The organism is Synechococcus sp. PROS-9-1 (genome assembly GCF_014279775.1).
Lineage (GTDB): Bacteria > Cyanobacteriota > Cyanobacteriia > PCC-6307 > Cyanobiaceae > Synechococcus_C.
This window is the reverse complement of sequence record NZ_CP047961.1, coordinates 999,950-1,026,918: the sequence shown is the minus strand read 5'-3', so window position 1 is coordinate 1,026,918 and position 26,969 is coordinate 999,950. Positions and strand designations below refer to the sequence as shown.

The window sequence follows — 26,969 nt, the reverse complement described above, 5'->3', positions numbered from 1 at the left end:
GTTTTGATTCAACTCCCGGTCCTGAAGGCCGGCTTCTTTCACGCTCCGATGAAATTTACGGTCGCCGACCTTCTCGACCAGGTCCCCCAAGACGGCTCGCTTGAGGTCAGCAAACTCGAGAAGATTCTCCGTCTAACCAATCGAGCCGACAAACAGTCACTCAGCATTGCGCTAAAGGGCCTAGACCGCCTTGGTGTTCTGAGCCTTGAAGAGGAGAGTTCGGTCTCCCGAGGCGATGACATCGGCTGGATTGAAGCCCGTTTGCGCTGCAGCAGCAAAGGATTCTGTTTTGCCATTCGTGATGACGGCGGCGAAGACATCTACATCCGTGACCATCAGTTGAATCACGCTTGGAATGGTGACCGCGTGTTGGTGCGCATCATCCGTGATGCGGGCCGTCGTCGATCTCCAGAGGGAGGGGTGCAATGCATTTTGCAAAGAGCAACCACGAGCCTTTTGGCCCAAGTGGAGCAACAGGATGAACGACTGCTCGCCGTTCCCCTCGATGATCGTCTTCTCGCCTCCATCGAGCTACCCGAGGGAGATAGCAACTACCAACTCGAGGGACCAGCCACATCAGTGGTGGAAGTGCAGCTGGATCGATACCCGATCGCTCAACACCCAGCCCGCGGCCATGTGGCCCGTTCGCTGCCACTCAACGGCGGTGTCGATGCTGATCGCGATCTCCTGCTCACCAAGGCCCATTTGCACTCCCGGGCTAGTGCCCCAAGAACAACGATTAAGGCTCCAGCAGATAAACGACGCAAAGACCTCACGGATCAGCCCTGTTTGCTGCTGAACAACTGGGTGATTGATGGTGCTCCCCACCTACCTGCAGCCCATGTCATCCCCCATGACGGTGGAACCCAACTGTGGATTCATGCTCCTGCTGTCGCTGAACGCATCAACCCTGGCAACAGTCTTGATCAATGGTTGTGCGAACAAAGCGAAGCGCTTTGTTTGGGCAATAAGTGGATCCCGCTGCTAAGCACCAACCTCTCCAAGGCGGCAGCTTTCAAAGTTGGCGAATCACAAGCTGCGGTGAGTCTTCGTGTTGATCTTGATGCTGAAGGCGAAGCTCGCGACTGGGAATTCTGTCTGACTCAGATTCGACCTGTCGCTGAAGTGACATCGGAGGCTTTGGCTGCTTTGGCGGGGCGAAAGCCTCGATCTCGTGCCATCCCAGCAGCACTGAAATCGATTAAAGATCACATCGGACAACTGGAGACTTTGATCTTTTGTGCCAAAGCTCTTCATGAAGCAGAGTTAAGACAGGGACAAATCGAATTGGATCTCCCAACACCCGGTTTAGAAACTCTGGGAGACCTGCGAGCCACCGAACCTGATGGTGGGAATCGGCAGTGGATTGAGCCGCTGAGGGAAGAGGATCCCTTTTCAATCTTGGCTGTGTTACTGCGAGCGGCTCATGCCACCTGGACTCAGCATTGCCTGGATTTCAATCTTCCAGCTCTGGTGCTGCAAGCCAATGATCCCGAAAGTGGACCGCTAAACGATGTCGCCAAAGCAGCCATTGCCTTAGAACTGCCTCTCTCCCTGGATGAAGAGGGCACCACCTCGGCGTCGGAACTCGCTCAAGCCTTGATCGCAAGCCCATCGAGACGGGTGCTCAATCTGCAGTTGCGACACACCCTCCCGGATCCCCAGTACCGCCTGATCCAGTCGAAGGCCAAGCACATCGCACTCGCCAGTGAAGACGATGCATCAGCGACTGAAACGGAGGAATGTCTTGAGGACGTTGACCCTGCAAACGACTCTGATGTGATGTCTAGTCCTGCCCAGGATGGATCGTCTCCCTTATTGGCTCCTTGGTGCTGTCCCAGCCTGCATTACGCCGATTTATTGAACCAGCAGGTGTTGTGTCAGCTCCTCAACGACGGCAAAGATCGTCCCAGCGTTCGCCAGAAAGAAACGGTCAACCTGGGCAACAAAGGTGCCGCTTCAAAGATGACTTGGCCGCTCTTTAGCGGGTCGCTCCAACAACGATTACAGGAGCTTCTCCAAGAACGCCAACTTCAACGGCTCAATGCTCGGCGCCGCCAGCAGTCAGAGCTTCGCAGAGATGTGATTGCGATGGCTCAAGCACGCAGCGCCGAACCCATGCTCGATCAGGAGCAGCAAGGCGTCATTAGTGGCGTTCAGAGTTATGGATTCTTCGTGGAAATTGCCCCCTCCATGGTGGAAGGTCTGGTGCATGTCAGCTCCTTGAACGACGATTGGTACGAATATCGTTCGCGCCAAAATCGACTTGTGGGTCGTCGTAATCGCCGCGTTTACAAACTTGGAGATCCCGTCACGGTTCGTGTCACCAAGGTGGACGTCCTGCGCAATCAGATCGACCTGGACATCGTGTTGTCCTCGGAAGAAGTAGAGGACGAGTCTCCGATGCCTGTGGCCCTGAGTGAGGGTTAGGGACGTGTCCTTCGTGGAGCAATCTGAACGTCCATATGTCATAGGGGTGAGCGGTGCCTCAGCCCAACCGCTTGCCGAGCGGGCCCTCCAATTGTTGCTTCAACAGGAACGCAGCGTTCACCTGATCATGAGTCGTGGGGCTCATGAGGTTTGGCTCGCCGAACAATCCATCCAGGTTCCCGTCGATCCAGAGCTTCAGGAACGCTTTTGGAGATCGCGGCTGAAGGTTGAAACTGGATCGTTGATTTGCCATCGCTGGGGAGATCAAGCCGCCACCATTGCCAGCGGAAGTGTGGCAACCCGAGGCATGGTGATTGTTCCTTGCTCAATGGGCACCGTGGGACGTATCGCCGCCGGAGTGGCCAGTGATCTTCTTGAACGTTGTGCCGATGTTCATCTCAAAGAAGGACGACCACTAGTGCTGGCTCCTAGAGAAATGCCATGGAGCCTGATTCATCTCCGCAATCTCACAACTCTGGCTGAAGCGGGAGCAAGAATTGCACCACCTATCCCTGCCTGGTATAGCCAGCCCCAAAATCTCAATGAGATGGTTGATTTCTTAGTGGTGAGACTCTTCGATTCCCTTGGCGAGGATTTGAGTCCTCTGAAACGTTGGCAGGGTCGCCAGCCATGACAGCCTTTCAACGCTTGCTGCTGATTCCATGTCTGAGTCCGGTGGTGTTGATGCTGTTAATTGCCTCACTCAATCTCGGAAAAGCGTCATCGTTGCGGGTGCTCACATGGAGTTTGCCCCCAATGCCCATTGGGGCCTGGATCGCCGTCGTAACGGTCCTGGGGTCGGGCGTCAGCGCTGTAGGTGGATTGGCGATGGTGACTTCGAGACCTGTGCTGCACCGAAAGGTTCGACGTCCGGCAACAGGGCCCGATCTTCAAGAGCCCTTGCCTCGTGAGCAACCACATCAGGCAAGAGCAGCTCAACCCACGCCCTGGCCTGAACGTGACGTGCGCGATCCAGCCCCAACCGTCTCAGTGCCCTTCAGGGTGGTGCATCGAGGCAGCCCGGCCAACACAACAGCAACCCAATCCAAAAACACCAACCCAATCCAGGCAAGAGAACAGCAGGCCAATCCATCTACTGCCGCTGCAGGGGGAGGAGCTGGATCTGATGCAGACGATTGGAATCGACAGATTGGCGATGATTGGTAGAGGGAGCACTGGGCTGTCTACAGTTCGCGCAGCAATCAAAGTCCGGTGAGCGAAACTCCCGAAACACCCAAAGCAGCTGCCCAACCAGCGGCCAAACCGGCAGCAAAACCTGCTCCGAAGCCGAAGCTGGAGGACAAGCCCTTTCAGGCGTTCATTAAGGACGATCTCATCCCATCCCTCAGCAAAGCGCTGAGCGGCAATCATCAGATCACCGCTTCGATCGATCTCATCGAAGGCGATCGTCCTGTTGTAGGAGGCCAATGCTGGATGGTCGCCGGTGAGTTACCAGGCGATCGGCGGTTCTGGGTCTGTTTTGAATCGGATTCGATCACATCCGGGAAAACCATTGCACTTGCAGAATCCGGAACGGAGCCAAGCCTGCTGGAATCCTTTTTGATCGATGAGAAACGCATCAACCTGGCTCTTCTCCAGTCCCGATTGCTGCAGCGTCTGAATGGCCAGAAATGGCTGGGCGGAAATTAACTGAGCGCTCGTAACAGTGGGCTGCGTGGTTACCAGAGGGCGACCTACGATGAGACGTAGTGACGACGCAACCGATGGTGCCTCCAACAGCCGTGACGGAAGCCACAGCAGCACCAGGATCCAACGTAACGGCGAAAGATCCGGAGAAGGACACGATCCTGACCCCTCGTTTTTATACGACAGATTTCGAGGCGATGGCCGCGATGGATCTACGTCCGAATGAGGCAGAACTAGAGGCCATCTGCGAAGAATTTCGAAAGGATTACAACCGCCATCACTTTGTACGCAATGGCGAATTTGATGGAGCTGCAGAGCAGCTCGATCCAGAAACCCGCAAAGTATTCGTTGAATTTCTTGAGCAAAGTTGCACGTCTGAATTTTCCGGATTTTTGCTTTACAAAGAACTCAGCCGTCGGATCAAAACCAAAAACCCCCTTCTGGCTGAATGCTTCTCGCATATGGCCCGTGATGAAGCGCGCCATGCCGGCTTCCTCAACAAGTCGATGAGCGATTTTGGACTGCAGCTAGATCTTGGCTTCTTAACAGCCAGCAAAAGCTATACATTTTTCAAACCAAAATTTATCTTTTACGCCACATATCTGTCTGAAAAAATTGGTTACTGGCGTTACATCACCATATTTCGCCATCTTGAGCAAAATCCCGATTGCAAGATTTTCCCGATCTTCAACTTCTTCGAGAATTGGTGTCAGGACGAAAATCGCCACGGTGATTTCTTTGACGCGTTGATGAAAGCTCAGCCAGACACTGTGAGGGGATTGCGCGCACGACTGTGGTGCCGTTTCTTTCTGCTTGCGGTGTTCGCCACCATGTATGTGCGTGATGTGGCTCGCAAGGAGTTTTACGAATCCTTGGGTCTTGATGCTCGGGAATACGACCGCTTGGTCATCGACAAGACGAACGAAAACACTGCACGGGTTTTCCCAGTGGTTCTCGATGTCAAGAATCCCCGCTTTTTCAACGGTCTCGAACGCTTGGTGAACAACAACGCTGCGCTCAGCGCCGTGGATGCAACGCAAGCCCCTGCACCTATCAAACTGCTGCGCAAACTTCCCCATTGGGTGGCCAACGGCGCTCAGATGGCATCTCTCTTCTTGATGGCACCGATCCGCAGCGAGCGATACCACCCAAGCATTCGTTGAGAGCTGGCAACCGACCAGAGCCTCTGTCTCCGATTTCTACCGCGATTCTCCATAATCAAGGTTGACGCAGACGAGGGGCTTGGTCGAAACCCATCCCGCTCTTAACCAGACCTTCACTCTGGATCCGAGCCACACTCCCTGGAAAGATCGCCTGGAAACGCTTCTGCAGACAGGGGTTCGTGCTGGTGCTGATCTGGTTGAAGTGTTCCTAGAACGCACGGATCACTTAGGTGTTCTCGCCGAACAGGAACGCATCACAAGTGTGTCTCCATCCTTCGGAATGGGGGCTGGAATCCGCGTCTTCCTCGGACATCGAGACGGTTTCGTTAGCACGAACGATCTCAGTGAATCCGGCCTCGCCCAAGCCCTTGACCAAGCCTTGGCAATGCTCGAATTGGAGCACAACGCTCTTCAGCATCAGAGAGGCTTTGAAGGACTCCTTCAGCTCAGAGATTTTGGAGTCAATAAGGACGCATGGCTCGCTCAGTCACCTGAGCTCAGTGAAATCACACAACGACTGCTGGAAGGAACGGCCCGACTCGATCAGATCGGACAGCACCTTGAGGTGCGTCGTGGCAGCTTTTCACGCGACTGGCAAGAGGTCCTTGTCGCTGCCAGTGATGGAACCTATGCCCGCGACATCCGCTTGCATCAGTCCAGTGGCCTCAGTGTGTTGGCCGCAGATGGTGAACATCGCGCCAGCATCGCTCGCCGATTTGGATCCAGCGATCGCCCGGATGATTTACGGGAATGGGATGTGGATGCAGCGGCCAATGAAGTGTGCAGTAGTGCAGCAACCATGCTTCATGCCGATTACGTGGATGGAGGACAGATGCCCGTGGTCCTTGCCAATCGTTTTGGAGGCGTCATTTTCCATGAAGCCTGCGGCCATCTGCTCGAAACCACCCAGGTGGAACGCGGCACAACCCCGTTTGCAGATCAAGTTGTACAAACGATCGCCAACCCTGCTGTGACCGCAATTGATGAAGGTCTCAGTACCGGTGCCTTTGGGTCTTTATCCATGGACGATGAGGGGATGGAATCAGAGCGCACGGTCTTAATCGAGAAGGGCGTCTTGAAAGGATTCCTGAGTGATCGCGCAGGAGAACTACGCACCGGTCATGCTCGGACCGGGAGCGGTAGGCGACAAAGCCATGGCTTCGCAGCTGCGAGCCGCATGCGCAACACCTATATCGCTGCAGGTCCCCACAGCACCGACGAACTGATCCAATCGGTCGACCGTGGCTTGTATTGCAAGTCCATGGGCGGTGGAAGTGTGGGACCAACCGGTCAATTCAATTTCTCTGTGGAGGAGGGCTACATCATCGAAAATGGCCAACTCGGCCGTCCAGTGAAGGGAGCCACGCTGATCGGTGAAGCCAAGGAAGTCATGCCAAGAATTTCCATGTGCGCCAACGATCTCGACTTAGCAGCTGGCTACTGCGGATCGGTGAGCGGCAGCATTTTTGTCACGGTGGGGCAACCCCACATCAAGGTTGATTCGATCACGGTGGGAGGCCGCTGACCATGACCCATACACCTCTCAATGTGAAAGAGCTGCGGGATCAGCTCCATGCATTAGCAACCAGAGACGGAATCCGTCATTGGGATCTAGGAGCCAGTCGAGGAATGAATGCTTCGGTCCAAGTGGACCGGGGAGAAGCCAAGCAAATGAAGGCGGCTCAACGCAGCTCGATCACAGTGCGCGTTTGGAATGAGCAAGGACTGGTTGGTGTGACAAGCACCTCTGACCTCTCACCAGGAGGGCTCGACAAAGCCCTCAAGGGCGCATATCAGGCCAGTTCCTTTGGCAATACAGAAGACATCCCAGGCTTTTCTCCATTGGCAACGGCACCGATCCCCGAGCTTGATCGGCCGCTGAAACCCTCTCAAAGCATTCAGACGTTGCTCAGCACTCTGAAAGATGTAGAAGGCGAGCTGCTTGCCAAACACCCTGCGATCGAAACCGTCCCCTACAACGGCTTAAGCGAAGGCAATAGCGAAAGGATTTACCTCAACAGCGAGGGGGCACTCCGCCACATGCAACGCACGCAGGCCAGCCTCTACCTTTATGCCCGTGCCGAAGAAAGTGGCAGAAAACCACGCAGCGGTGGGGCCGTACGCGTGGCGCTCGGCAGTGCTGATCTTGATTTGGGTGGCTGCATTCAGGAAGCCGCCGAACGCACCATCAGCCATCTCAATTACCAACCGATCGATACCGGTCGTTATTTGGTCTGTTTCACACCGGAGGCGTTCCTGGACTTGCTCGGTGCCTTTAGCAGCATGATGAATGCCAGATCCATTCTGGATGGCGTCAGCCTGAGCAGCAAGGAATCGCTTGGCCATCAACTCGCCGTGCCATTTTTCAATTTGCACGACAATGGTTTGCACCCCGCTCATGTGGGAGCAGCTGCCTTTGATGGAGAAGGAACACCAACCAAACGTCTCTGCCTGATTGGCAACGGCACCTTGGAGAATCTGCTTCATTCCGAGGCAACGGCACGTCAATTTGGTGTGCATCCCACCGGTCACGCTGGACTCGGAGCCAAGGTTTCGGTGGGACCAGATTGGTTTGAGGTGAGTTCAAGCAAAGGAGTCAGCGGTGCGGCGAGCCATCTCGACCATCGCAACGCCGGGGATACTTTTGTGTTGATCGAGAGTTTGAACGCACTTCATGCAGGTGTGAAGGCCAGCCAAGGTGCCTTTTCACTGCCGTTTGATGGCTGGCTCGTCAAAGATGGTGAGCGAATCTCTGTGGAAGCAGCCACGATCGCTGGCGACATCCGCGATGTTCTGAAAGGAATCGTTCACTTAGAGCCCAACGAAGTGGTGACCCATCAAGGCGTTTCACCACATGTCTGGGTGGATGGCTTAGCGATTACAGGCGAGGCCTGAGCTCCCCAAGATGAACATTTTGTTCTGGGGCACGCCCGACTATGCGGTGCCAACTCTGGTGGCACTGCATCAAGCCGGCCATACGCTGGTGGGAGTGGTCACCCAACCGGATCGACGCAGGGGACGCGGGAAATCCTTGATTCCATCGCCCGTAAAGGCCAAAGCCCTTGAGATGGGGTTGACGGTGTTCACGCCACAACGCATCAAGCAGGACGAAAACTGCCAAGAGCAGCTCGCTGAGCTCAAAGCAGACCTATCCGTGGTGGTGGCCTTCGGGCAAATTTTGCCAAAGAGTGTGCTGAATCAACCACCACTGGGGTGCTGGAACGGCCATGGATCTCTGCTGCCCCGATGGCGAGGTGCTGGACCCATTCAGTGGTCGCTGCTTGAAGGGGATGCCGAAACTGGCGTGGGTGTGATGGCGATGGAAGAAGGACTCGACACTGGACCTGTTCTGATTGAGCGAAATCTGTCGATTGGGTTGCTCGATAACCACCACACCCTGGCCGAACGTCTGAGCGCTCTCACCGCTGATCTCATGGTGGAAGCCATGCCATTGATTGAATCAGCAGGACACGGATCCGAGCCCGAACGTAGAGCACGACTCAAGCTGATCGACCAGGCCGATCGCCCTGGAGAAGCGAGTTACGCCCGCATGCTCAGCAAACAAGACCATCAGATCGACTGGTCAGCCTCGGCACTCACCATTCACCGCAAAGTGATGGCGCTCTATCCCAATGCAGTGACGATTTGGAATGACAAACGCCTCAAACTCTTGCATTGCGAACCGCTTATCAAGCGACTGAGAGAGGAGCTCCCGGCCGAGATACATCCCCTCATCGGGCGCTGGCCTACAGGAGGTCATCCTCCTGGAATCGTGTTGGGAACTGAGAAGGGACTCGGCATCGTCGTCAGCACGAGCGGCTGTCCGATCCTGGTTCGTGCAGCACAGCTCGAGGGGAAAGGGCGGAGCCAAAGCGATTCCCTTCTTCAACAATTAAACGCTCAACCTCAACAGCAATTCGGCACGTTTACGTGACGCATAAGTGTTAACGACGATACGTCCTAGTGCTACGGGTGTCCTGTCGTCGTCGCGATGAACTTCCTGAACGACGACCCCGTCCACCGCTTAGGTCGAGGGGGGTAGCACTGAGAACGGTGGGCTCAAACCCTGGAACATTTTCTCGACGTAGAGACTCACCCGTAACGCGCTCAATCGCCTTCAAGAGCAATGCCTCCTCAGCAGCAACCAAAGAAATAGCGTGGCCGGTTTCTCCAGCACGACCTGTACGCCCAATGCGATGTACATAGTCTTCGGCAACGTTTGGGAGGTCGAGATTCACCACATGAGGGAGCTGCTGAATATCAATCCCCCTAGCAGCGATATCAGTGGCAACAAGAACGCGCACAGAACCATCCTTGAATCCCTGCAAAGCCCGGGTTCGTGCCCCCTGGCTTTTGTTGCCATGAATAGCAGCCGCTAAGAGCCCCTGCTGACTCAAACGTTCCACGACGCGATTCGCTCCATGTTTTGTGCGGGAGAAGACCAACACCTGCATCCACTCACCACTGCGAATCAGATGACTGAGCAGATCAATTTTGCGGGCCATGTCGCATGGATGAACAACCTGCTCCACAGAGCGCACGGTTTGATTGGCAGGTGCAACCTGAATTTGTACGGGATGGTCAAGCAAACCCGTCGCTAACTTTCGAATTGGCGCACTGAAAGTGGCCGAAAACATCAGGGTCTGACGACGATCAGGAAGACGAGAAATCACCCTTCGGATGTCATGAATGAAGCCCATGTCCAACATTCGATCGGCTTCATCAAGCACCAAAAATTCAACCCGATCGAAACGCACAGCACCCTGCTGAAGCAGATCTAACAAACGGCCTGGAGTGGCAACCAACACATCAACACCCTTTTGCAGACGCTGAATTTGAGGGTTGATCTTCACACCCCCAAACACCACTTCGCTGGTGAGCGGAAGATGCTTGCTGTAGTCACGAACACTTGCCAGCACCTGGGCGGCAAGCTCGCGAGTCGGGGTCAGCACCAAGGCCCGAATTTGACTTCGCCCTGGACGAGCCCCATGGTTGAGGCGTTCCAACATCGGAAGCGTGAAGCCTGCGGTTTTACCCGTGCCTGTTTGGGCAGCAGCCATCACATCCCGGCCAGAGATCACAGCGGGAATGGCCTGCAACTGAATCGGCGACGGAGCGGAGTATCCCTTCTCCTGCAGAGCCTTCAGCAACGGCTGACTCAAACCAAGGGAATCAAAACCAGAGGTTGCGGACTCCGATGCGAGAGGGGAAGCGGGAATGGCCGGGAGGGCGAAAGATTCAGCCTAGATCCACACCTTCAACACTCCGTATAAAGGATGCGAGCCTGATTCCAAATCTGGTCAAGGTCCTCATCCGACAGGGCAAGCGCTTGCGAATGCACCATCCCCAACCACTGACGTCGGTTCTCCAAGCCCGTGCCATCAAAAAACTCTTCACCCGCTGCTAACACCCTGAATTTCAAAAATTCAAGCAGAACTGAGCGAGTTTTAATGCGTTCTGCATCCTTCATCAAGATTGAACCACCAAGATTTAGAATCACTCACAAAGTGTTGCTCATAGAAGAGCAATGGTCTAGGCATGATCAGAAATTGTAAAAAAACAAACAAACAGTAAAAACTCAAGAAGGGAAATTGTCAGATTAAACAGAAACATCTAACAAAGGACCAGAATAAAAACCAGAACAGATCACACCCATGACTAAACGCCAAAGGACAAGGCGGCCTACACAAGACCAAGCCATGAACAATAGTTCGTCTCCTGTGATTAGGGATGTAAGACTTGAATGGTCTCAGGATTCACTCCAAGTTCAAACCATTCACTCAAACGAATATGATCGATATAGGGAACTAGAATTTCCAAGACTGATGAATTTTGCCAATGCCTTGCCTTGGTTTCTGGATGAGGACGATAGACTAAACCTGGAACATTAAAATCATGAACACCAACTGAACGCAAACGAATCTTCCAAAACGAAAAGGTTTCAGGCGGATGCAAATGGGTCCATTGAAGATCGCGAAATAAATAATCTGGATTCTTCAGTTGTAGTTCAGCAGGAGAAAAAGAAAGATTTAAGGTGCCAGGCCAAAACGGAGAAAGATCAAGTCCTAACGCCGCAAAAAATGGTGCTTGCATCGCAATCGTGCCCTTGGGGTAGGGAGAGGTCTTTAATTGGCCTGCGTTCAAAGCTTGACCAGATGCAACTCCGTGTCCCTCAAGAAGAACAGCAGGATGCCAGAGAAGGGAGGACATCAGCGCGCTTCTCTATGCGCACAGCGATCGCAGGGTCCATCTGGCAACACGGCGCAACGAAGCAGTGGGGTCAAAGCATTGAAGCGGCAATCAGAATCTCCAATCACCCAACCATGACCAACAAAGTGTGCATCGGCAGGCTGCTTTTGAGCTTTAACAAGTAGAACAATCGAAGAGAGTTCATAGCGACCTGAACGTAATTTATATCGATGCCGTCGTTGCATCACGAGATAACTGGCCTGATCATGAAGAAACCATTGCCCTGGCATTGGAGGATCAATCATCTCCATGCGGTCGAGCAAAACGAGATTGATGGACTGACGTAATTCAACAAGCATCAGATCAAACTTCGTGTGACAACGGCTCTTTCCGTTGAGAAAAGCCCCAAATCATCAATAGCGCAACTGTCAACAGCGTCCACCATTCGGGGGGTTGCAAATCCGAAAAGATCAACGTAAAAATAAGCTTGATGCCCACTAAAGCAACCGCCAGGTAACCAGCAGTTTCTAAACGTGTGTAAACGTCAAGCCAACGAATGAATAACCCCGAGGTAAAGCGTAATGCAACAACACCAATAAAGGCCCCCGTAATAACAAGAATAAGTTGGTCACTAATCGCAACAGCAGCAGCAACACTATCCACTGAAAAGGCCAAATCGGTTAGGGCCAATGCCACGATCGTTCGTATGAAGGAGATCGATGAAGAATGCCCTGGGGATCCGGTGGAAGTTTGGGAGACTGATGGCTTGAACCAGATATGAGACAAGAAGAGCCACAGCAGATAAACACCAGCAAGTAATTGCAATGGTTTGAATGCCAACACCCACTGGGCCAATAAAATCAAGGCAACTCTGAGAAAAAAAGCAATTGCAATTCCATAGTCGAGAGCTCTCTTTTCCTTAACCGGGTCTTTTTGCTTTCGAGCAACAGCAGCTAAGGCAATAGCATTGTCGGCAGAGAGCACCAACTCCAAAGCCACAAGCACTGGAAGGAGAGGTAAGAGCTCAGCCCATCGATCAACACCATCGAGAAAAGGCGTTAGAGATGGTAAGGCTGCTGAATCCATCCCAACAGCTTAGAAATGGTTAACCCCCTCCAGAGGCATGAAGACAAAGGTCGAGATTTGCCACATCGATAGCAACCGATGTGTAGTACGTGTCAGCTGCTTCGAAGGCGAACAGGAATTCGGCAGCTCATTAGGAGAGGCTGCTGATGCAGAGCAAGCAGAAGACCGTGCTCGAGAGCGCTTAATGGATCGTCTCATGAAGGCAGAGGCAGCCCCTGAGCAAAAGCCACCAGCGGAGAGGCCTATAAAAAGACAAGAGATGGGCGATGCCAAACAGCTAAGAGAACAACAAGCTGCGGGCAAAAACGAGCAGAGCAAATCAGAACCATCGCCATCGGCCCCACCTCAAGATCAGGCATCACAACCAAAAGAAATCGCAGAACCAAGCGAAGCACCCACAGACCCAGATGATTGGAGCGAAGAGCTCACAGCTATCGATCTACAACTCAAGCGCATCGGTTGGAGCCGCGAACATGAGCAAATGTATTTAGAGCGCGCATATGGCCATGGAAGCAGGCACAAATTAACGAGATATAGCGATCTAGTTTCCTTTCTGAATAAACTTAAAAGTTTCGAAATTGGTGCTGAAGCAGTTTCAGTGCCAACTCCTCTACGCAGAAGCGACTTGATCACTCAAGGCGACGAAATGCTCACGACACTGAAATGGGATCAAGAAAGCGCAAAGACATTCCTGCAATCAAAACTAGGGGCAACATCAAGACAACAACTCAGTGACGAACAATTGTTTGAGTTCAATATGCTGTTAGAAGAGCAGCTAATGGCAGCAACTTCCTGACTAGGATTTCAGGCTAGAAATGTAGTATATGAAAGCCGTTGAGGAATTTAAATAGCCGCTAATGGATTAACTTTTGGGGTCTATCGGCGGAGATTGGTTGGAGATTGTGAGCGCGAGGGGGAGCTGCAAGTACTCCTTCTATTAAATAATTAATCCCATAATCTACAAAGCTGCTGTACATCGCCAGTGCTAGAACTCGTTCTAGAGTGAAATAAACCCACAGGCTAAAACTCCTCCATCAGCGGTTAAGCCGAACTGGAATTGCAAAAGCAAGTGGCAAAACCGATCACAAGAATGGAGCCAAAAGTAGGGCTGCCATGAACCCACCCCTAACCCTGAAAAGCTCAAACCTGAAGTACATGACACGGGATCCAAAATTGTTAACCGTCGCAAGTGTCGCAAGCGAGACTTCTTAAGGTTTGCTCCATGGCAAAGGATTTGTGTGCGCATACCGTGACTGAATGGATGAGGCAAATTCAATGGACAACAACACTCCCAAGAAAGGTGTGCTCTGCATGAAGTGGGATTCAGATGGCGAGCTTTCAACCCATGACACCGATGCATTGATCAAACGCCTTGCTAAGGCTGAAAAATCTCGTCGTACCATGCTTGATCACCATGAACGAAGAAGATGGAGATCACGCATGAACGGTGACATGAATTGTTGCGACACACTTGCTAGTTAGTGATTGCGTCATTAATGATTGGTTAGCAAACAACAAAAGAAAATAATTTGAAAACTCAAATTCAACGCTATAGAAACTCGCATCAGCAGACTGTACAGAGATTTAGCTATAACCTAAATTAGATAATCTCGTAGATCTAGAATAACTTACAAGATTATTTTACATTCTGCATGTAGATAGTACATGCCAAACAATGAAAACACTGGGGATGACTGCCAAACAAGCATTTAGTCTCTAGTATTTGGATATGAACTGGAGTCGTTTCATTTGGCAAAGCAGAACGAAATCAACCTTCCCTATTCTAGGAAAGAGATGGTGGATTCACTCTGTAACAAATGGGATTTGATGCGCGACAGAGATAATCATTCTGAGCAGCTCACTTCCGAACAATTTCGAGACTTAGCGCGTACAGAAACTGATGATGAGCTTTTTAAGGATTGCTGCAATACCGCCAAAAAAGAAGGTCTAACACTATCTGAATTCATGGAACGCTATGTATAGGCAAGCCTTTAGACTAGAAATAAATATATCAATGAACTGAATAGAGATGCTTAAACAAGCAAAGAACTAGCCTCCCAGGCGTTTACAAACCTGTCAAGTAAAGCCATAGGATACTCTAAACAATAACTTTTTTATCTACTAAAGTAGAATTAAAATTGATCATTTGACAATCCATCGAGTCCATATAGTACATGTGATATTTCATCTACATTGACCCAACTAATCTTCTCATCATCAACATCAACAACTTGAATCACATGATGACCACTAGGATCTCTGGCTTCTTTCTTGCAAGAAATAACCTGTCCCATCCACCAACTGTGGTCTTTCTTGAGAGTTACTTGGTTTTCCCCTTTAACAATGATGTAATCACCGGGCTTTACACCCAGAAAGGCTGGATAAGCCACCTGTCCATACGGAAATGGCATTCGCTCCTTAGCTTCATAACTCATGACTTCTGCCCTTTCTTCTACAGATCTAACCCACACAACAAGGGAATGCCACTTTGGATAGCGAAATGTAAAGGAAACCTAAAGCCAAGATCCTGAAGAGCATTGCTTCGGCCAGATCGCATCATGGTGAAGGCAAACCCTATTGGTAACGACTGATGCAGAAGATGGGACGAGTGACGAGAACATCACCTAGCTCTTGAGCCCAAAACCAACACGCAGAATTCAATCAATCCCAAGAAAGAAACAAAGAAAATAAGTATCTTAAAAAGGGAGGGGGTCAATCACTCAATATCTCTTTGAATCATCAATTACCATTGGATTTAATATCAAAAGGCAAACAATCTATATTAATCGAGGATCACCTCAAAAAGTATCATAGCCTGAAAGAACGAGTGGACATTCAAGTTATGAATGCCTCACTGGAACCTCAATATGGATGATGTAGCAGGCTGCGAGTGAGAACTCCTCTTTCATTGACCCACTCGCAGCACTTTCTCTATGCCTGCCTGATCAACTGATTCAGATCAGCAATCAAAGACTTTGCACATGGGGGAGCCAGGATGGGTGTCACAGATATCATCCAGAACTTTGTCATTGTGACGGTTTGCTGGATTGTCTAATCCACCATTCTCCTTAGGATCAAACTCATCAGATGAGTGCTTTTCATTTGTGCTGTAAGGAACTTTGAACTTTTCGTACTTATCGGTGATGTCTGTCATGATGAGCAAATAAGAACATAGTCATCTTAACAAGAGTTGGCGTCCAATTGATTAAATGAATATGTCGATCAAGCGACCTGGTATCAACTAGCACGGTTGAATTGAGTGCGGGTCTGAAGATGTCAGTATTTCATACTATTTAGTTGACACCATTCCCATATCCTTTGAGCGACAACGTAGAAAACTGGACGTCAAGCCAAGTCACGCGAAAAACCATTTGCAATTCCCATGCTCAAATCAGTACAAAAACATTAAACCAACAACCAAACGCCCTAAAAAGTAAAAATAGAAACAAGAGATTATCAAACAAATTTCATCAATAAATATATATCTAGCAAGAACTATTGGCCAGGCTAGCTGTTAAGCCTATTAAAACAATAAGGGGATTTAGAATAAAGACAGGAGCCAACTTAATAGAGGGCTTACAAAGGTAAGTCAATCAACCAAAGAACCATCCATAGCTATGAAGACCAATACCAAGAAGATTCACACCGATATAACAAACACCGATCACAATTAAGCCTGCGCTAGCCACCAGGGCAGGACGCCTGCCCTGCCAACCTCTGCTTAAACGTGTATGCAAATACGCCGCATAAACCAACCAGCAAATCAGTGCCCAGGTTTCTTTGGGATCCCAGCTCCAGTAGCTACCCCAGGCCTCATTCGCCCACACGGCGCCGCTAATGATCCCAACGGTGAGCAACAGAAAGCCAACCGTAATCGTGCGGTAGCTAAGGCTGTCCAATAGTTCATTCCGAGTGAACTGCACGGAAGACAACTGAACCTCAGAATTTCCCACATTGCCTAGTGGAGTCGCTAGCGCAGCACGCCGATACCCTCCACTTCCAATCGAACTGCTGCGCAGTTCCAAGGCATGACCACGATCCGTGACCAAGACAGCCACTGACAACAAAGAGCCCACTAAAAGGGCGGCGTAACTCACCATGATCACGCTCACATGCATCACAAGCCAGCTAGAACGCAGCGCTGGAACAAGCGGGGATGCTTCTTGCAACTGGTCAGGAAGCGCAAAGCTCGCAAAAGCAATACAACCCAAGCCCATCGGGGTCGCCGCCGCCGCAACAATCGGTGTTGGCCAGGATCTCTCCACTAAAAGCTGAGTGAGCGTGCATGCCCAAGCCAGGAAACACAGCGATTCATAGAGGTTGCTGATCGGGAAATGCCCCGACTGCCACCAACGAAGAACGAGTTGAGCCGTCAAGGCCAGATTGGCCGTTGCAATCAACAGCGTCACAAGGCCAGACGTCTTTTCTGAGCTCACTTTCCAGAAGGAGAGCGGTAAGGCCAACAGCAAAAGGGCGAAAGCAAACAATCCGAGCCCAAGAACCGGATCCATCCCAGCCAACTCCATGAACCACTTCACCGTTAAACAACTTGATTCTGACGCGTTTGGTTACCGGCTGGCCTGCCGCAACAACACTCCACCTCCTGCAAGAGAAATCAATACAGGCCCCCAAGCCGCCAAAAGGGGAGCCAAGGTGCCTTTAACACCGAGGGAACTAAAACTAAAACTCAACACGTAGTAAGCAAAAATAAGCACCACGCTGATACCAAAACCCTGACTACGGCTCGTTCTGCTGTTGGGCTTTGCTCCAAGGCTCGATCCGATCAAACCAAACACCAAACAAGCCATCGGGACGGTGAATTTCTCTTGAATTCGAACTCTGAGCCTGCGAGCTTCTTTGCGGTCACCAGCATCAGATAAAAGTTGTTCAGCCTCAATGGCTTCAGATACGGTCATATTGTTGGCATCCTTTGGTAATTTTGCGATACGTAATGGTGAAGGACTCAGCGGATAGAGGTATCGATCAAAGTCAGCTGAAGTTGTACTTCCTGATGGAGTTAAAGTAAGAATTTTTCCATCATTAAACTCCCACTTGGCCTGAGACTCATTCCAATTGGCCTTATCAGCAACAAGCATCTGCGTAAAACCAAACCGAGAAAAGTCTAAAACAGTTACACCAATCATTGTTCCTTCGTTGAACTCTCGTGCATAGAATAATTGGGTTAAACCCTTTCGAGAACGTCCATCAGGACGGGACACTCGGCCAAAGCGAGAATAAACAATATTGTCACCCTTTTCAGCTGCAATAGCTTTACCAAGAGCACGTTGTAATGTGAATTCCGCAGAACGATTTGTTCGTGGCACGATCACGTCGTTAAAAAGGAACGAAAGACTTGTCATCAACAATGCCAAGGCGATCGCGGGTGCAACCATCCGTCTCGCGGTCACGCCAACGCTTCGTAGCGCAGTCAGTTCACTATTGGCAGAAAGACGGCTATAGGCAAGCAGAGATGCCATCAAAGTGGCCATTGGGAAAGAAATCACCAAAAAGCTTGGCAACTTCAACAACAGCACTTGAATGGCGATCGTCCAAGGAAGATTCGATTCAACAATCTTGCGAACCAGATCAAACATCACCCCTACCGATAGGGACACCACAGTGAATGCTGTAAGGGCAAACAACAATGGGCCGATCAGTTCACCAAGAAGCCAACGATCAATTAATGGAATTCGATGAACAAGCCTACGAAGCTGACATTGAGCTTCAATCCAAAGATCATTGATCACAGCTGGAAACCCTCCCCAAGATAATGACGTCGAACGAGTGGGTCATGGGCTACTTCATCGGAACGACCAGAAGCGAGGATGCTGCCATCGGTCAAGATGTAAGCCCGATCAGTAATGGCAAGGGTTTCTCGAACGTTGTGGTCGGTGATAAGGATGCCCATTCCTCGCTCGCGTAATCCATGGATCATTTGCTGAAGATCCGCCACAGCCAATGGGTCCACCCCAGCGAAGGGTTCATCGAGGAGTAGATAGCGAGGACCCTCTAAACCAACGGCAAGGGCTCGGGCCACTTCGCAGCGTCTGCGTTCACCACCCGAGAGCTGATAACCACAACGATGAATGAAAGGCTCGAGATGAAAATCCTCGATTAATTGATGGAGTCGGTGATGACTATCAACCTTGGAAAGTCCGCTTTGAACCAACACAAGTTCAAGATTTTCTTGAACAGTCAAGTGACGAAAGACACTAGGTTCCTGCGGTAAGTAGCCAATTCCAAGACGAGCCCTTTGGGGCATCGACAGGTCCGCGACGGGATGTCCATCCAAAAGGATTTGACCACGATCAGGCCGCAATAACCCAATCACTAAATTGAAGCTGGTGGTCTTGCCCGCCCCATTGGGTCCGAGCAAACCAATCACTTCACCTGGCTTCAGTGTGAGCGAAAGGGAGCGAACCAAGGTACGGCCACCAAGGGTCAGAGTGACCTGATCAAGACTCAAACTCATGGCGTTAAGGGAGTCTGCGCATCAGGACTCTGCTTTAACAACAAGATGGACTGAACTTGCTGACCTGGGATGGGGTTCGCAAGAGCATGTTCATCATCAAGGTTGTACGTCAAGCGTTCAGCGCGAATACTGTTTCCATCGTCCCGCACCAGATCTACATCTCCGCTTAAAACAAGTTTCTCTTCCCTGCTGAAGTATTGCGCCTGACGCGACGTTGAGACTATGCCCCTAGGGGGATAAACAATCCGAACATTCCCAATGGCTGTCACAACACCCGTGATGTTGTCGGCACTTTGCATATCCGATTCAATCGTAATGAAATTGTCTTCACCTGCAGCTGTCTGTGCACGTACAGGAAAAACACAACCAGCAAAAACCAACAGGGCAGCAATGGATGAGAGTTTGGCAGTCCAGGTGGTCATTGTGCGCGCGGGAATGGAAAAACAGTCCACTTTCATTATCCCAGGCAATGGACTTGAAACTTAGGAGTGGTCACGTAACTCAGGAAATGGAAGTGAGACAGGATCGGTCTGTCGCTGAAGTGCTTCCAATCGCAAACGAGCCTGATCTCGAACCAAGGGCAAATCGAGACCAAGATCGCCTCGTTCTGCAGAAGAAAGACGTCCAACACCTTCACCCAACAAGATTGTTGCACCTCTGAGATTTCCCCGCTCTAAATGAACATGAGCAACTGCAATTTGTAGAATTCCTTGTAGCAAACGGCGGTCAGGTTCAGCCGTTTCATGCCATATCTCCTCAAAAGCATCGTGTGCTTCATACCAGGAACGTCGATTGAAAAGATCGACGGCCTGCTGGAATCGAGGATCGAAATGAGCGCTCAACGCTTAGCCATTTTTTTTGCAGGTAACTTTCTTAAGCGCATGGAATCAGGAGTAACTTCAAGCATTTCATCAGGTCCGATGTATTCCAAGGCGCGTTCCAATGTCATCTGAATCGGTGACTGCAGCGAATCCAAAACATCTGCACCAGCAGAACGAATATTGGTGACCTGCTTGGCCTTGCAGATATTGATTTCCATATCTTGCTGACGAGTGTTCTCACCAATAATCATCCCTTTATAAACCTTAGTGCCTGGAGTGATAAAGAATTGACCACGATCCTCTGCTCCTTTCAGGGCATAGAAGGTAGCTGTGCCTTCTTCAAATGCAATCAACACTCCATTCCTTCGGTTATCAAAATCACCCAACATCGGACGATATTCAAAAAATGAATGGCTCATGATTCCTTCTCCGCGAGTAGCGCGAATGAATTCACCACGGAAACCAATCAATCCCCTGGAAGGAACCACAAATTCAAGCTGCGTGCGGTTGTCAGAGCCGGTTTCCATATTTTGCATCTCACCTTTGCGCGTTCCCAGCTTCTCAATGCAGCTACCAACAGCAGCTTCAGGAACATCCATCACTAGTGTTTCCACAGGCTCACAAGGTGTGCCGTCGATGGTGCGGAAAATAACCTGTGGCTGAGTTACTTGAAATTCAAATCCCTCGCGACGCATCGTTTCAATCAAAATTCCGAGATGAAGTTCACCGCGACCACAAACAGAGAACCGATCAGGAGAATCGGTATCTTCGACCCGTAGAGCAACATTCGTGAGCAATTCACGCTGCAGACGATCTCGAAGCTGACGACTCGTGACAAATTTGCCCTCTTTTCCAGCAAAAGGCGAATCATTGACCACAAAGGTCATTTGAAGCGTAGGCTCATCAACCTTGATCAGAGGTAACGCTTTTGGTTCGTCAGGACAAGCAATCGTTTCGCCGATGTTGACATCGTCGAAACCAGCAACGGCGACAAGATCACCTGCAGATGCTTCTTCGATATCTACTCTTTGCAAGCCTTCAAAACCTAATAACTTCATAATGCGGCCTTTTTTCACGCTGCCATCATCTTTAATAAGAGTTGCTTTTTGACCCTGTCTGATAACACCATTATGAACCCGTCCAATGATGATCCGGCCCAAGAAATCTGAATAATCTAGGGTGGTGATTTGAAGTTGTAGTGGCTTTTCAGGATCTCCAACAGGGGGTGGAACATGACGCAAAATCGCATCAAAAAGAGGACGCACATTATCACTCTCTGTTTTCATATCTGGCTTCGCAAAGCCTCCTAAACCACTACCGAATAAATAGGGGAAATCACACTGGTCGTCATCAGCACCTAGCTCTAGAAAAAGGTCGAGAACTTTATCAACAGCCGTTTCTGGATCGACACGCGCACGGTCAATTTTGTTGACGAACACAATCGGCCTCAAACCCTGTTCGAGGGCTTTTTTGAGGACAAAACGAGTTTGGGGCATGGGCCCCTCATTGGCGTCAACGATCAGCAAACATCCATCCACCATGCCGAGCACACGCTCAACTTCTCCACCAAAATCGGCGTGGCCAGGGGTATCAACAATATTGATTCTCGTATCTTTATATGTGACAGCAGTATTCTTAGAAAGAATAGTAATTCCGCGTTCCCGCTCTAAATCATTGGAGTCAAGAACGCATGTTGGAACGGCCTCGTTGTCACGAAAGATTCCGGACTGGCTGAGCAGGGCATCCACGAGAGTGGTTTTGCCGTGATCCACGTGGGCGATGATCGCTATATTGCGAATCGCCTTATTCGGGGCGCTCATGAGGTCCGTAACGTTATAAAGGGAAACTTGGTAACGCCCGCAGGCGCAGCCGCGACATGCTATCTCAAAGTGAGACTTGTAACGCTTGATTTTCGCGCCCGATGCGCAAACTGCCACGCGTCAAGCCTAGTTAGTGATCGATTTATTCCCTCTTCCATACTTCGGCTGAGAGGGAGCAACCCAAAAGAGCATCGCTTTAAGGCTGAACCCACCGCAGAGTTATCTGGGTGTCTTCATCGAAAAGGTCCCAGCAAAAACGTTTGATGCCTGTATGCCACAGGGCGTATACCCCCCCTATCTGGGGCTTGACGTTGAACTGAGTATTGCGACAGCCAAAATCCACTTTCAGCGGATGCTCCACACCACTTCGATCTGTTCAGGTGGAGATGCCTGCACCAGTCAAGCAATTAACTGAAGTTCAAATAAAAATCAGCTCTCACTCGATCCAGCACCCAAGCCAAGCCCCCAGGTCTCAAGGAACCAAAGCAAGCTCACTGGATTAGCAACCTTCAAACTGAAGTCTCTAGGGCGAGGGCCTGGCTAACAAAATCCCCTCTGCCCAAACGCCACGACCTATCGCTACAGCTTCGTTGAGATCCGTCGGACGCTCAAAATCGGCAACAACCGAGTGATCGCTCCCTCCCCAATGTCTTGAAGGGCACAGACCTGCTCCAGGCGCCAAACGAGATCAATCAGCAATCACCAACCACTAACGCTGAATCCTGTTCGGCTCAGAAATAGGAAGAAATAAACCCGAGCCGAGGTCGGCGTCTAGAAACTCAAGACACCAGCCGAATCTGCAGCCAAGAGCAGATGGGAAAGCAATTCTGGGGAAAATGATGCCTTCAGCGACCAAGAGCCAACTGACGTGCGGGTTCAAATTGACGCAAAGCATCGGCGGAGCCTTCAAAACGCCAATGCCAAGGCTCATAGCTCACACCCTGTGGATTCACTTCAGGAAAGGACAACGTGAAGTGATAACTGGCGGCGTAATCCTGCAACCAACGGAATGCTGGAGTCGTCTCAAACGAAACCGAAAGATTGGTATCTGGGCGGCTGCCATCGCCAAGATCAATCGCATAGCCAGTGCTGTGTTCGGAATAGCCCGGCGGAGCAGAAACCTTGGCCCGTTCTTCAGCCGTTTGATTTCTTTCAGATTTCACATCAAAGAAAATCACCTGCTGCAAGTTATGAGAGCGATAGCCACTGATCAGCCGCAGATCGATGCCATCTGAAGCAGCGGCACGGCGCATCGAATCCAACGCAAGGGCTGCATCCTGATGCAATTCAATTCCAGCCTCAACAGTCACAAGTTGGCTGAGAATCGCCTCGTCATAAGGAAAGTGTCCAAGCAGACGACCATCTTGATCTGGCGGCGCTTCAATCCCTTCCACCTCAGGAACGGGAGCCGAGGAAAACAAAAAGGAGCGACGCGCCAGCAAACCGGGCCCTAACCAAACAGCAGCCAAACTGCCTCCCCCAACAAGGAGACACGCCAAAAACACACCAAAACCTCTGCTTCGCTGACGAGGAGCAGGTTTTGAGCGACGGGCAACAGGAATGTCATCCCTGCTGCTTCGGCGAGTAGCGACGACCCTTCCCAGAGGAATCATGCAGTGTTGTTTCAATCGTAAGGGGGTCCGCTAGGGCCTAGTAGCCCTTTTCAAGATGCGTGATTAGTTTGAAATCAATGACCCGGCGGAGTTTGCTGAGATGCTGAGAGTTGCCGTTGTCGGTGGTGGACCGAGCGGATCCTGTGCCGCAGAAGTGCTTGCACGGGCCGGCATCAAGACCTGGTTATTCGAGAGAAAACTCGATAACGCCAAGCCTTGCGGGGGAGCGATTCCGCTTTGCATGGTTGAAGAATTCGATCTTCCGGATTCGATCATCGACCGCAAAGTTCGGAACATGAAGATGATTTCACCCTCCAATCGGGAGGTTGATATCAAGTTGGACCCACTCGGGTACGACGACAATGCCTATATAGGTATGTGTCGGCGCGAGGTGTTCGACTCTTTCCTGCGCAATCGGGCTGCCGAGTTAGGCACCACTCTGATCAATGGCTTGGTGCAAAAGATCGACACGGGTGACAAACGCCAAGGTCCCTACACCATTCACTACGCCGACTACAGCTCAGGCGGGCCCACCGGTGAGCTGAAAAGCCTCGATGTGGATTTAATCATTGGTGCCGATGGAGCTAACTCCCGCGTCGCGAAAGCGATGGATGCCGGTGATTACAAAGTGGCGATTGCGTTCCAAGAGCGCATCAAGCTGCCAGCAGAAGAAATGGCTTACTACGAAGATCTCGCCGAGATGTACGTAGGCACAGATGTGTCCCCCGACTTTTATGCCTGGGTGTTCCCTAAATACGACCATGTCGCCGTGGGAACAGGGACCATGCAGGAAAATCAGTCGCTGATCAAAGGTCTTCAGAAAGGCATTCGCGAACGCGCTCGTAAGCGCCTGTTCAAGGGCGAAGTCATCAAGGTTGAAGCGCATCCGATCCCAGAGCATCCCCGTCCTCGCCGAGTGGTGGGCCGCATGGCTTTGGTGGGAGATGCCGCTGGCTACGTGACTAAAAGTTCTGGAGAAGGCATCTATTTCGCGGCAAAAAGTGGTCGCATGTGTGCGGAAGCGATCGTTGAAATCTCCAAAAACGGCACCCAGACGCCTACTGAAAAGGAGATCAAGAACACTTACCTAAAACGTTGGGACCGCAAGTACGGAGCAACGTACATTGTGCTCGATATTCTTCAACGGATCTTCTATCGCACCGATGCTGCCCGTGAAGCATTCGTCGAAATGTGCGATGACCAAGACGTCCAGAAGCTGACGTTCGACAGCTATCTGTACAAAAAAGTGGTGATGATGAATCCCTGGCAGCAGGTGAAGCTCACCGCTCGCACCCTTGCCAGTCTTCTCCGAGGTCAAGCCCTGGCCCCCTCGACCTACGACTCCGTTCCTTCAGCGGTGGGTCGCTCCGATGGTGACTTTCTTGCCGACGAAGCCGCCCAAGCAATCAAAGCGCAGACCTCTGGTCATGCAGCCAAAAAAGGCGAGGCGGAGATTGAGGAAGAGCGCCCCAAGGTCACGGCAGGCTGAAACCCTGCTGAGGCATCAGGACTGGATGCAATCAAATTGCGCCAGTACTGATGCCTGATTTTTCAAGACACCAAGAAGATTGAGGCGATTGCGGCGGACATCGAGATTGTCCGCCATCACCATCACGCTTTGCGGACCATCAAAGAAGGCCTCCAGCGCTTTCGCAGCACCCTGCAACCCTTCTGCAAGTTGGGTGTAATTGCGGGATTGAGCAAGCGGAGACAGGTCGTTCAGCGATTGCAATAGAGACGCTTCGCTTGCTGATTCGAACAAATCGGAGACCACCACTCCAGAAGGGGTGAGCTGATCGACGCCAAGATCTCCTTTTTCGGCAAGTTTTGCAGCTCGTTGCACCACAGCCTGGACCGCCTGTAGGCGCTCATCGCGACGAAGCTGATGCAGCAAAACAAGACGTTCGCGAGCATCCACTGGATCGCTAAGCAAACGCGTATCGCCAACGGTCTCTCCGGCCACGGCTTGAACCAAATCGGCAGGGAAGCCATCCTCCTCAAATTGAGAGACCATCCGCTGGCGCAATAACAGCGACAGGTCGGCCACTAAGGCCTCAGGTTGGACCGCAAAAGAGGGGAATCGTTCCGCCCAATAAGAGGCAGCATCGGAAAGCAGGATCTGCAAAGAAAGACGCCAACCGCGATCCCAAAGGATCTGAACAATTCCATTCCCAGCCCGACGCAGGGCATAAGGATCAGATGAACCACTGGGGCGGTCGCCCTTGGCATAGATGCTTAGTAGCAATTCCAAGCGTTCCGCTAGGGCCAACAGCGCTCCTGCATCGCTGGAGGGAAGAGCATCTCCAGCACCACGGGGCTGGTAATGCTCAGCCACTGCAAGGGCGACCTGGCGATCTTCCCCCTCCTCTAACAAATATTTGCCACCCATCAAACCCTGTAGCTCAGGGAACTCGCCCACCATCTGGCTCACCAAATCATGTTTGCAGAAGTGAGCTGCTCGCTTGGCATGAATGGCAATATCTGAAGGAATAGAGAGCGATTCGATCAATCGCTCAGTCATCCAAGACATCCGCTCAGATCGATCGCGCAGGCTTCCGAGCCCCTTCGCGAAGGTGACGCGATCCAGGGCATCGCGGCGCGCCTCGCTCGGACTTTTCCGATCCACATTGAGGAAAAATTCAGCATCAGCCAAGCGGGCCCCCAACACTCGCTCATTGCCCCGCACGATGGTTGCGTCGGCACGATCGAGGCCATTGCTCACCAGCAAAAACTTGGACAGCAGGACGTCTCGAGCCTGAAGAGCCAGTGGATCGTAATGAGCGTTCTCCCGTTTCAACGGGACATAGCGCTGGTGGGATTGCATCACAGTGACAATCACCTCAGGTGGCAAATCGAGATAACAATCAGCAATCTCCCCACTCAGCACCCTGGGTGCCTCCACAAGATCAACCAATTCTTCAAACAAACCTTCAGGACAATCAACAGAGGCAGAACACGCTGTGGCCTCCTTGTCCAACGCTGAGCGAATCAATTGCTCCCGTTGGGATCGATCCACCATCACTCCTGCCTTCGCTAAGGCATCGAAATAATCATCCGCATGCTCGATCTCCAATGTGCTGTCGCGGAGACGATGGGATCGACTCAAGCGACCGCTTTGAACGGGTGGTTGCGCCGCCGAAAGGGCAACCGGAATCAGCTCAGATCCATACAGCGACACCAGCCATCGCACGGGACGGCTGAAGCGCTGATCGCCATCGCTCCAGCGCATGAATCGCCTGCCTTGCAAGCCATTGATCCAGGCAGGAATGCGCTCATTGAGCAGGGTTGTGGTGGTGTCACCTGGGGTGCAAACACTGGCAAATAAACAAGGCCCCTTTGGAGTATCACGCGCTTGGAGTTCTGCTGGATCCACACCGCAACGCTTGGCAAAACCCAAAGCAGCCGGACCAGGTTGGCCATCCACCAGGGCCTGCTTAACGGGAGGTCCCTTGCGTTCTTCCTCTAAATCAGGCTGTTGATCAATCAACGACTCCACCACCACAGCAAGGCGTCTTGGCGTCCCAGACACCCTCACTTGGCCATGACTTAAGCGAAGGTCCTTCAAATCGGACACCACCATTTGCTGAAGCTGCTTCAGTGCCGAGTGCACGAACTCTGCGGGCAGTTCCTCGGTACCGATTTCAAGGAGGAATGTTGAGGACACGCCGATTGGATATGTAGGAATTGACTGTATTGGAAGCCGCTTCGCTAGTTTCAAAAGACCTATC

The 26,969-nt window shown here is 51.3% G+C and carries 26 protein-coding genes; 11 read left to right on the top strand and 15 right to left on the bottom strand.

Features of this window, described 5'->3' with window-relative positions; all coding sequences use genetic code 11:
• The first annotated feature begins 48 nt into the window (after window positions 1-48).
• From SynPROS91_RS05445 to fmt, 8 genes are all read left to right on the top strand, one after another.
• Window positions 49-2,430: an RNB domain-containing ribonuclease gene (locus SynPROS91_RS05445; protein ID WP_186519069.1), complete on the top strand. Its 2,382-nt coding sequence runs from the start codon at window positions 49-51 to the stop codon at window positions 2,428-2,430.
• A 4-nt stretch (window positions 2,431-2,434) separates the two neighbouring features.
• Window positions 2,435-3,064, top strand: a complete 630-nt coding sequence (locus SynPROS91_RS05440; RefSeq protein WP_186519067.1) for a flavin prenyltransferase UbiX — start codon at window positions 2,435-2,437, stop codon at window positions 3,062-3,064.
• Window positions 3,061-3,597, top strand: a complete 537-nt coding sequence (locus SynPROS91_RS05435; RefSeq protein WP_186519065.1) for a hypothetical protein — start codon at window positions 3,061-3,063, stop codon at window positions 3,595-3,597. Before SynPROS91_RS05440 ends, SynPROS91_RS05435 begins: the two co-directional genes overlap by 4 nt.
• 45 nt (window positions 3,598-3,642) lie before the next feature.
• Complete coding sequence (locus tag SynPROS91_RS05430) at window positions 3,643-4,080, top strand: DUF2996 domain-containing protein (protein ID WP_186519063.1); 438 nt, start codon at window positions 3,643-3,645, stop codon at window positions 4,078-4,080.
• A 74-nt stretch (window positions 4,081-4,154) separates the two neighbouring features.
• On the top strand, window positions 4,155-5,240 hold the full coding sequence (gene acsF, locus SynPROS91_RS05425; protein ID WP_186519061.1) for a magnesium-protoporphyrin IX monomethyl ester (oxidative) cyclase: 1,086 nt from the start codon (window positions 4,155-4,157) through the stop codon (window positions 5,238-5,240).
• 79 nt (window positions 5,241-5,319) lie between these two features.
• Window positions 5,320-6,765 carry a TldD/PmbA family protein gene (locus SynPROS91_RS05420; protein ID WP_222929405.1) on the top strand — a complete coding sequence of 482 codons (1,446 nt, stop codon included), beginning with the start codon at window positions 5,320-5,322 and terminating at the stop codon, window positions 6,763-6,765.
• Window positions 6,766-6,767: 2 nt separating this feature from the next.
• Window positions 6,768-8,135: a TldD/PmbA family protein gene (locus SynPROS91_RS05415; protein WP_186519059.1), complete on the top strand. Its 1,368-nt coding sequence runs from the start codon at window positions 6,768-6,770 to the stop codon at window positions 8,133-8,135.
• 10 nt (window positions 8,136-8,145) lie between these two features.
• Window positions 8,146-9,174, top strand: coding sequence for a methionyl-tRNA formyltransferase (fmt, locus tag SynPROS91_RS05410; protein ID WP_186519057.1), 1,029 nt, complete (start codon window positions 8,146-8,148; stop codon window positions 9,172-9,174).
• Window positions 9,175-9,184: 10 nt separating this feature from the next.
• Here the strand turns inward: fmt and SynPROS91_RS05405 are convergent, their stop codons facing one another.
• The 5 genes from SynPROS91_RS05405 to SynPROS91_RS05385 all read right to left on the bottom strand — a co-directional run bounded on the left by SynPROS91_RS05405 (window position 9,185) and on the right by SynPROS91_RS05385 (window position 12,515).
• Window positions 9,185-10,390, bottom strand: coding sequence for a DEAD/DEAH box helicase (locus SynPROS91_RS05405; protein ID WP_222929404.1), 1,206 nt, complete (start codon window positions 10,388-10,390; stop codon window positions 9,185-9,187).
• 107 nt (window positions 10,391-10,497) lie between these two features.
• Window positions 10,498-10,740, bottom strand: coding sequence for a hypothetical protein (locus SynPROS91_RS05400; protein ID WP_255439958.1), 243 nt, complete (start codon window positions 10,738-10,740; stop codon window positions 10,498-10,500).
• A 224-nt stretch (window positions 10,741-10,964) separates the two neighbouring features.
• On the bottom strand, window positions 10,965-11,450 hold the full coding sequence (locus SynPROS91_RS05395) for a hypothetical protein (protein ID WP_186519053.1): 486 nt from the start codon (window positions 11,448-11,450) through the stop codon (window positions 10,965-10,967).
• Complete coding sequence (locus SynPROS91_RS05390; protein ID WP_186519051.1) at window positions 11,450-11,788, bottom strand: DUF6464 family protein; 339 nt, start codon at window positions 11,786-11,788, stop codon at window positions 11,450-11,452. Before SynPROS91_RS05390 ends, SynPROS91_RS05395 begins: the two co-directional genes overlap by 1 nt.
• 4 nt (window positions 11,789-11,792) lie before the next feature.
• Entirely contained in the window at window positions 11,793-12,515 is a 723-nt protein-coding gene (locus tag SynPROS91_RS05385; protein WP_186519049.1) for a hypothetical protein, read from the bottom strand.
• Between the two features lie 37 nt (window positions 12,516-12,552).
• Between SynPROS91_RS05385 and SynPROS91_RS05380 the strand changes: the two genes are divergently transcribed.
• Together SynPROS91_RS05380 and SynPROS91_RS05375 are read left to right on the top strand one after the other, a co-directional pair.
• Entirely contained in the window at window positions 12,553-13,311 is a 759-nt protein-coding gene (locus SynPROS91_RS05380) for a hypothetical protein (RefSeq protein WP_186519047.1), read from the top strand.
• A 953-nt stretch (window positions 13,312-14,264) separates the two neighbouring features.
• Window positions 14,265-14,498 carry a hypothetical protein gene (locus SynPROS91_RS05375; RefSeq protein WP_186519045.1) on the top strand — a complete coding sequence of 78 codons (234 nt, stop codon included), beginning with the start codon at window positions 14,265-14,267 and terminating at the stop codon, window positions 14,496-14,498.
• A 149-nt stretch (window positions 14,499-14,647) separates the two neighbouring features.
• On the opposite strand, the gene SynPROS91_RS05370 is transcribed toward SynPROS91_RS05375, so the two are convergent.
• The 9 genes from SynPROS91_RS05370 to SynPROS91_RS05330 all read right to left on the bottom strand — a co-directional run bounded on the left by SynPROS91_RS05370 (window position 14,648) and on the right by SynPROS91_RS05330 (window position 23,241).
• Window positions 14,648-14,950 carry a DUF3104 domain-containing protein gene (locus tag SynPROS91_RS05370; protein ID WP_186519044.1) on the bottom strand — a complete coding sequence of 101 codons (303 nt, stop codon included), beginning with the start codon at window positions 14,948-14,950 and terminating at the stop codon, window positions 14,648-14,650.
• 524 nt (window positions 14,951-15,474) lie between these two features.
• Window positions 15,475-15,669, bottom strand: a complete 195-nt coding sequence (locus SynPROS91_RS05365; protein WP_186519042.1) for a hypothetical protein — start codon at window positions 15,667-15,669, stop codon at window positions 15,475-15,477.
• A 439-nt stretch (window positions 15,670-16,108) separates the two neighbouring features.
• Entirely contained in the window at window positions 16,109-17,026 is a 918-nt protein-coding gene (gene ccsB / locus SynPROS91_RS05360) for a c-type cytochrome biogenesis protein CcsB (protein WP_255439957.1), read from the bottom strand.
• 57 nt (window positions 17,027-17,083) lie between these two features.
• The gene (locus tag SynPROS91_RS05355; protein WP_186519040.1) at window positions 17,084-18,262 is read right to left on the bottom strand and encodes an LptF/LptG family permease; all 1,179 of its coding nucleotides are present in this window, start codon (window positions 18,260-18,262) and stop codon (window positions 17,084-17,086) included.
• Window positions 18,259-18,987 (bottom strand): LPS export ABC transporter ATP-binding protein, encoded by a 729-nt coding sequence (gene lptB, locus SynPROS91_RS05350; RefSeq protein WP_186519038.1) that lies wholly within the window; start codon window positions 18,985-18,987, stop codon window positions 18,259-18,261. Before lptB ends, SynPROS91_RS05355 begins: the two co-directional genes overlap by 4 nt.
• The gene (locus tag SynPROS91_RS05345) at window positions 18,984-19,445 is read right to left on the bottom strand and encodes an LptA/OstA family protein (RefSeq protein ID WP_255439955.1); all 462 of its coding nucleotides are present in this window, start codon (window positions 19,443-19,445) and stop codon (window positions 18,984-18,986) included. The genes lptB and SynPROS91_RS05345 overlap by 4 nt, the downstream gene beginning before the upstream one ends.
• Before the next feature lie 24 nt (window positions 19,446-19,469).
• Entirely contained in the window at window positions 19,470-19,829 is a 360-nt protein-coding gene (locus SynPROS91_RS05340) for a DUF309 domain-containing protein (RefSeq protein ID WP_186519036.1), read from the bottom strand.
• Window positions 19,826-21,628 carry a translational GTPase TypA gene (typA, locus tag SynPROS91_RS05335; protein WP_186519034.1) on the bottom strand — a complete coding sequence of 601 codons (1,803 nt, stop codon included), beginning with the start codon at window positions 21,626-21,628 and terminating at the stop codon, window positions 19,826-19,828. Before typA ends, SynPROS91_RS05340 begins: the two co-directional genes overlap by 4 nt.
• A gap of 845 nt (window positions 21,629-22,473) precedes the next feature.
• Window positions 22,474-23,241, bottom strand: a complete 768-nt coding sequence (locus SynPROS91_RS05330; RefSeq protein WP_186519032.1) for a M15 family metallopeptidase — start codon at window positions 23,239-23,241, stop codon at window positions 22,474-22,476.
• A 100-nt stretch (window positions 23,242-23,341) separates the two neighbouring features.
• On the opposite strand from SynPROS91_RS05330, the gene chlP reads away from it, so the two are divergent.
• Window positions 23,342-24,730: a geranylgeranyl reductase gene (gene chlP / locus SynPROS91_RS05325; RefSeq protein ID WP_186519030.1), complete on the top strand. Its 1,389-nt coding sequence runs from the start codon at window positions 23,342-23,344 to the stop codon at window positions 24,728-24,730.
• Between the two features lie 15 nt (window positions 24,731-24,745).
• On the opposite strand, the gene glyS is transcribed toward chlP, so the two are convergent.
• Entirely contained in the window at window positions 24,746-26,905 is a 2,160-nt protein-coding gene (gene glyS / locus SynPROS91_RS05320) for a glycine--tRNA ligase subunit beta (protein WP_186519028.1), read from the bottom strand.
• Window positions 26,906-26,969: the final 64 nt, after the last annotated feature.

Excerpts from the sequence above, each read along its gene's own strand:
- SynPROS91_RS05370 (WP_186519044.1), bottom strand. The coding sequence starts at position 14,950 with ATGAGTTATGAAGCTAAGGAGCGAATGCCATTTCCGTATGGACAGGTG.
- fmt (WP_186519057.1), top strand. The coding sequence starts at position 8,146 with ATGAACATTTTGTTCTGGGGCACGCCCGACTATGCGGTGCCAACTCTG.
- SynPROS91_RS05345 (WP_255439955.1), bottom strand. The coding sequence starts at position 19,445 with ATGAAAGTGGACTGTTTTTCCATTCCCGCGCGCACAATGACCACCTGG.
- lptB (WP_186519038.1), bottom strand. The coding sequence starts at position 18,987 with ATGAGTTTGAGTCTTGATCAGGTCACTCTGACCCTTGGTGGCCGTACC.
- chlP (WP_186519030.1), top strand. The coding sequence starts at position 23,342 with ATGCTGAGAGTTGCCGTTGTCGGTGGTGGACCGAGCGGATCCTGTGCC.
- acsF (WP_186519061.1), top strand. The coding sequence starts at position 4,155 with ATGGTGCCTCCAACAGCCGTGACGGAAGCCACAGCAGCACCAGGATCC.
- SynPROS91_RS05380 (WP_186519047.1), top strand. The coding sequence starts at position 12,553 with ATGAAGACAAAGGTCGAGATTTGCCACATCGATAGCAACCGATGTGTA.
- typA (WP_186519034.1), bottom strand. The coding sequence starts at position 21,628 with ATGAGCGCCCCGAATAAGGCGATTCGCAATATAGCGATCATCGCCCAC.
- SynPROS91_RS05330 (WP_186519032.1), bottom strand. The coding sequence starts at position 23,241 with ATGATTCCTCTGGGAAGGGTCGTCGCTACTCGCCGAAGCAGCAGGGAT.
- SynPROS91_RS05445 (WP_186519069.1), top strand. The coding sequence starts at position 49 with ATGAAATTTACGGTCGCCGACCTTCTCGACCAGGTCCCCCAAGACGGC.
- ccsB (WP_255439957.1), bottom strand. The coding sequence starts at position 17,026 with ATGGATCCGGTTCTTGGGCTCGGATTGTTTGCTTTCGCCCTTTTGCTG.
- SynPROS91_RS05385 (WP_186519049.1), bottom strand. The coding sequence starts at position 12,515 with ATGGATTCAGCAGCCTTACCATCTCTAACGCCTTTTCTCGATGGTGTT.
- SynPROS91_RS05390 (WP_186519051.1), bottom strand. The coding sequence starts at position 11,788 with ATGCTTGTTGAATTACGTCAGTCCATCAATCTCGTTTTGCTCGACCGC.
- SynPROS91_RS05415 (WP_186519059.1), top strand. The coding sequence starts at position 6,768 with ATGACCCATACACCTCTCAATGTGAAAGAGCTGCGGGATCAGCTCCAT.
- SynPROS91_RS05435 (WP_186519065.1), top strand. The coding sequence starts at position 3,061 with ATGACAGCCTTTCAACGCTTGCTGCTGATTCCATGTCTGAGTCCGGTG.
- SynPROS91_RS05365 (WP_186519042.1), bottom strand. The coding sequence starts at position 15,669 with ATGACAGACATCACCGATAAGTACGAAAAGTTCAAAGTTCCTTACAGC.
- SynPROS91_RS05395 (WP_186519053.1), bottom strand. The coding sequence starts at position 11,450 with ATGTCCTCCCTTCTCTGGCATCCTGCTGTTCTTCTTGAGGGACACGGA.